Below are 4977 nucleotides of genomic sequence, written 5' to 3' on the forward strand. Positions count from 1 at the left end.
CGCTGACAAAAGCGCAGGTCCGTATGGCGCAAGCCGCCATGGCCAATCGCGACACGTCTGTTAGTGATCTCTGCAAGGAGTTGGGGATCAAGCCTGTTACGCTCTATCGATACGTAGATCCAAACGGAAATCTGCGTGAATACGGAAGCCGCGTCCTCAAAATGCCTTAGGGTGTCATTCTGCACTCAGCCGGAATCCACCCCTCATCGAGATACCGCTGCTGCCAGCGCCAGACCGTGGGTTTCGACGTGCCCGCGCGTCGCATAATCTCGAACGTGCCATGACCGTCCGCTGTGGCCAGGACGATCTCGGCCCGCCAGACAAGCTTGCGCGCAGTGTTGCGGTTGCTGATCAGGGCTTGAAGCTCAGTACGGTCGGCGGGGCCAAGGTAAAGGCAGATGTCATGGCGTCTCATGCCTCAAATATGGCACATCACGTTGCCGATGGGAATCTCCTGTCAGGTGGAGAACACTAGCTACAACAGCAGCCACCGGATTTTGCAGCAGGTGTTTTGACGGATGCCTGTGATGCCGCTGGGGCATCTGCAACCTGGCTGGCCTTGTTTCCACCGCAGCATCCTCCGCCTTTGGCGGTTTCAACTTCAGATGGTTCGGTTTTGGTTGTTGTCTGGTCTATTTGGGCCTCCTGACACTAAGGGTACATATATCAGACGCCATAAGCGCCACTTCGTTACAGTGGAATAATCGTTGCCCGTTTTTTTTCGCGTCAATTTTGGGCAACGACCCGTAACGGTGTTCAAAATTGAATCAGGTGTTACAAAAATGCGGGCGCCCTGCTTCCGGCGGGCGGATTTTCGTCGTTACAGTGCAGCAGGAAAATCTTCCAGTAAGGAAAAATGATGCGATCTATTTTTGCGACTTCCGCCGTCGTCATCGGTCTGGGCTTACCCGGCGTGACAATGGCTCAGGAATTAAGTCTGTCCGCAGGCGCAACCCTCACCAGCCGATATGTTTTCAACGGCATTGAACAGACTACCGGCGCGGCGTTCCAGCCTTGGGCGGAGGCCGAGTACGAAGGTTTTTATGCAGGCGTCTGGGCGTCAAACACTGCCAGATCAATTGTTGGCAGTTCTGTTGAGGTGGACCTCTATCTGGGCTATCGCAATGAAGTCGGCAAGTTCAACTACGATCTGGGATATACCCGATACTATTATCGCAACCCGAGCAATGACTGCTGCGGAGAGGTCATCCTGTCATTGGGGTACTCCGTACTGGATCCGCTGGATGTCGGCCTTCGGTTTGCGCATGACCCCGTTGCGGATTACGTTAATTCAAGCGTCTCGATCGACTACGCATTCGATGACAAATTTGGTGCTTCAGCCAACTACGGCACGATCAGCAATGGGGGACACGACTACTGGAGTGTCGGTGGCAGCTATGCGATCTCCGATAACTTTGGCATTGACGCGTCATGGCATGACACCAGTATCAGTGACGGATTGTTGATTGTATCGCTGACCACCGAATTCAGCCTGCGCTAAGTTTTCCAAGACGGACAAAGCGCCGTATCCGGCTTTTGCTGGACGCGGCGCTTTGCGTTGCGCTGTCAAAATTTGATGATCCATGTCGGTTATGCATGAACCACATTGAAGGTTTGCGATCAACTGGGCAACAGCCCCGCAAATGCCCCCATAGACAGGGTAATCAGGACAGTGACCGTCGCCACGACAACAAGCAGGGCGTGTGGTGACGGGGTGTCCATGCCGGTTTTTGAGCTTGCGGTCTGATACATCGGCACCACGATGCGCAGATAAACACCAAGCGCCAGCACGGAATTCAGGATGCCGATCACCGCAAGCCAAAGGAACCCTGCCTCAACTGCAGAGGTGAACAGATAGACTTTGCCGACAAATCCAAACAGCGGCGGGATGCCGGTGAGCGACAGAAGGAATATCACCATCGACAGCCCCATAATTGGTCGATTGCGGCCAAAACCGCGCATGTCGACAAGGGTGCGTCCAGCTATCATCACAATGGCAAAAGCACCCAGGTTCATTGCGACATATGCGGCACCCATGATGATAATCCCCGGGACCGCAAGTGGGCTGGCGCCGAGTGCCACAATGCCGAGCAAGAAATACCCAGATTGGGCGATCGAAGAATAAGCGATCAGCCGCACCAGATTGGTCTGTACCAACGCTGTCAGATAGCCATAGGTCATTGTGATCGCTGCGATCATTGCGATCACCAGTGGCCAAGCGCTGCCGACGGGCATGTCGCGCAGCACCTGCGCAAAGGCAAAGATTGCCGCGAGCTTGGTGATAACCGACAGGTAGGCGGCAATGGAAACCGGCGCCCCGTCATAGGCGTCAGGTGCCCAGAAGTGAAACGGCACAAGCCCAGCTTTGTAGCCGAGGCCGATGATCACTGCGACCAGGCCCGCAATGGCGATCAGCGGCTTGTCCTCCAGCGCCGCGAGGTCCGAGAACAGCGTCGATCCCACGCCCCCGAACCAAAAGCTCAGCCCGTAGATCATCACGGATCCGGTGACAGCCCCGAAAACAAGATATTTCATCGCGGCCTCTGTCGCCGCATCATCGCGCGGGAAAGCCACCAGCGCAAAAGAGCCTAAGCCCGTCAGTACCACACCCAATACAAGCAGCATTGTGTCGCCGCCACCGGACAGCGTCAGCGCCCCAAGAGTAACAAGGCAGATCAGCGCATAGACGCTGCCCTCGCGCTCCTGTCCGGCGATTTCGGCGCGCGCCATCAACAGCGCCAACGCTGTGCCAGGCAGCAGGATCAGCTTGGCCCAGCCCGAAATCAGGTCGATCCGGTAAGTGCCGCTGAACACGGTTGTGTCGGCGTGCAGGACCGGCAATGTCAGCAGCGTTGCCGCCGTCAGCCCCGCCAGCCCGAGGACCAGAACCAGCCGCGCCGCGCGCGCCATCTCGGCCACGATCATCAACATGGCCACAGATGCCAGCAAAAGCTCAGGGATCAGAAAAGAAAGTTCGCGCCCCATCAGAAGCTCAGGCTTGCCATAGTTGTGTGGATCATATCGATCAACCAGCCGGGGGCCACACCGACCAGCACCGTCAGAATCAAAAGAGGCACAATCACCAGCTTCTCCCTGCGGTCTAGATCGCGCATTTCCAGCCATTTCTCGTTCTCGGAGCCAAGGAACACGGCGGCGATGGCGCGCAGATACAGGCCTGCGGTTACCACGATGGCAAGGATAGCTATGATCGCCCATGGAGCGGTATTCAGGGTCGCCAGAAACACCTGAAACTCTGCAGGGAAATGCGCCAACCCCGGCAAACCAAGTGAAGCGAACGCCATCAGGATGAACGACCAGCCCAACCACGGCACACGGCCCAGCAGACCACCAAATTCACTCATATCGCGGCTGTGGGCGCGGTCCTGCAACATGCCCAGCAAAAAGAACAACGCGCCTGTCACCAGACCGTGGCTGACCATCTGCAAAGTCGCACCGTCCAATGCAATTGTGCGGATACGCAAATCAACGGTAAGCGCGGCCACCGCCACACCCATCACGACATAGCCCATGTGGTTAATCGACGTGTAGGCAATCATTTTTTTCAGATCAGACTGTGCCAGTGCGGCGAAGGCCCCGTACAGCGCGCTGACCACCCCCACCGCTAGGATTACCTGACCGGCTTGCGCAAATGCCTCAGGCGTCATTTGCAAAGCAAAGCGTACCAGTCCGTAAGTGCCGAATTTCAGCATCACACCGGCCAGGATCACGCTGCCCGCCGTGGGTGCCTGAACATGTGCGGCAGGTAGCCAAGTGTGCACCGGAAAGGCCGGTATCTTGACTGCGAAGGTAAACAGCATCGCAATCAGCGCAAGCATCGCCGCAATGCCTGTCAGAGGTGGCATGTCGATCCAGACGCGCATGTCGAAGGTGCCACTGCTCAGATACAACCCGATAATCGCGAGCAACAGCGGCAACGACCCCAGCAACGTATAGATAAAGAACATCAGCGCGGCGCGCTGTCGGTCTTCATATCCCCATCCGGCGATCATGAAATACATGCCTACCAGCGAGACCTCGAAAAAAACATAAAACAGCAGTCCGTCAAGCGCCATAAACGTGCCAAGTGCGGCCGTTTCGAGCATAAGCATCAACACAACATAGCTTGGCGCACGATCGCTGATCCGCGCCGAGTAGATCGCTGACAAAAAGAACAGCAACGACGTGAGCAACACCAACGGCAGGCTCAACCCGTCCAGTCCCAACCGATAAGCGGCACCAATGGCCGGTATCCACGCGAGTTCCTCAATCTGGGCGAAACCGCCCGCAATAGTGCCGCGCGACCAGATCACAAGCGTGAGCATGAATACGATACCCGTGCAGATGTGACAATGCGGCACCTGACAAAAACGCCACATCTTCAGAGGTTTCACCATGCTTAGAGGTGACCCAGTCGGGAATTCGCATTAGCATGTCGAGGTCTGCGAGAGGTCGGGCATTGGCAAATGTCATGCGTAATTCCTACCGCGTTGCGGCGCTTTTGGCCACAAAATAGCGCCCTAAGCGCCCCATCTTGTCGTTCTCCATTATGTCCAATAAGTTTACATTATCGGACGTAAAAATGATATGCTCAAAAACATGGGTTGTCGTTTTAGTTTCATGGGTGGATTCGGCCAAAATCCCCCCTCTCGTCGAGGAAATTTCCATTTACCGGTGGACAGGCCTCTTGCTCAACCTGTGGACTCGTTCCGCTCCAGCTTCAACTGCGCGCTTTCCTTTGCCGTTCCGTGGATCTCGCCCATCCGTGAGCCACGGCAATGGGGCGGCACGCCGGAACAGGACGAGGGCGGCCTCCGGCACGACTGCGCCGGGCACCAGATCTGCTCCAAAGAGATCATGCAAGATCACCAGCGTCAGAGCCCGCCAGCGCACTGATAGGTGCTGAAGAGGCGCAAGCCGACCGACGGCCGCGCGGGCTTCGTAAGGGCAGTTCCAGCCCGGTTCATCGTACCAGAGCGC

General features: G+C 56.5%; 3 protein-coding genes and 1 pseudogene. 1 reads left to right on the forward strand and 3 read right to left on the reverse strand.

The features are described 5' to 3' along the window. Positions 1-199 precede the first annotated feature (199 nt). Positions 200-415, reverse strand: a pseudogene (locus A3722_RS02035) (helix-turn-helix domain-containing protein); the annotation flags it as partial. Between the two features lie 444 nt (positions 416-859). Between A3722_RS02035 and A3722_RS02040 the strand changes: the two are divergent. Further along, positions 860-1501 carry a TorF family putative porin gene (locus A3722_RS02040; RefSeq protein ID WP_037954961.1) on the forward strand — a complete coding sequence of 214 codons (642 nt, stop codon included), beginning with the start codon at positions 860-862 and terminating at the stop codon, positions 1499-1501. Positions 1502-1620: 119 nt separating this feature from the next. Here A3722_RS02040 and A3722_RS02045 read toward each other — a convergent pair whose 3' ends face one another. Together A3722_RS02045 and A3722_RS02050 are read right to left on the reverse strand one after the other, a co-directional pair. Further along, entirely contained in the window at positions 1621-2985 is a 1365-nt protein-coding gene (locus tag A3722_RS02045; RefSeq protein WP_009827228.1) for an NADH-quinone oxidoreductase subunit N, read from the reverse strand. Beyond that, a complete protein-coding gene (locus A3722_RS02050) occupies positions 2985-4394 on the reverse strand; it encodes a complex I subunit 4 family protein (RefSeq protein ID WP_009827227.1) in 1410 nt (469 codons plus the stop codon). The genes A3722_RS02045 and A3722_RS02050 overlap by 1 nt, the downstream gene beginning before the upstream one ends. Between the last annotated feature and the right edge of the window lie 583 nt (positions 4395-4977).

The organism is Sulfitobacter sp. HI0027 (assembly GCF_001634775.1).
Lineage (GTDB): Bacteria > Pseudomonadota > Alphaproteobacteria > Rhodobacterales > Rhodobacteraceae > Sulfitobacter.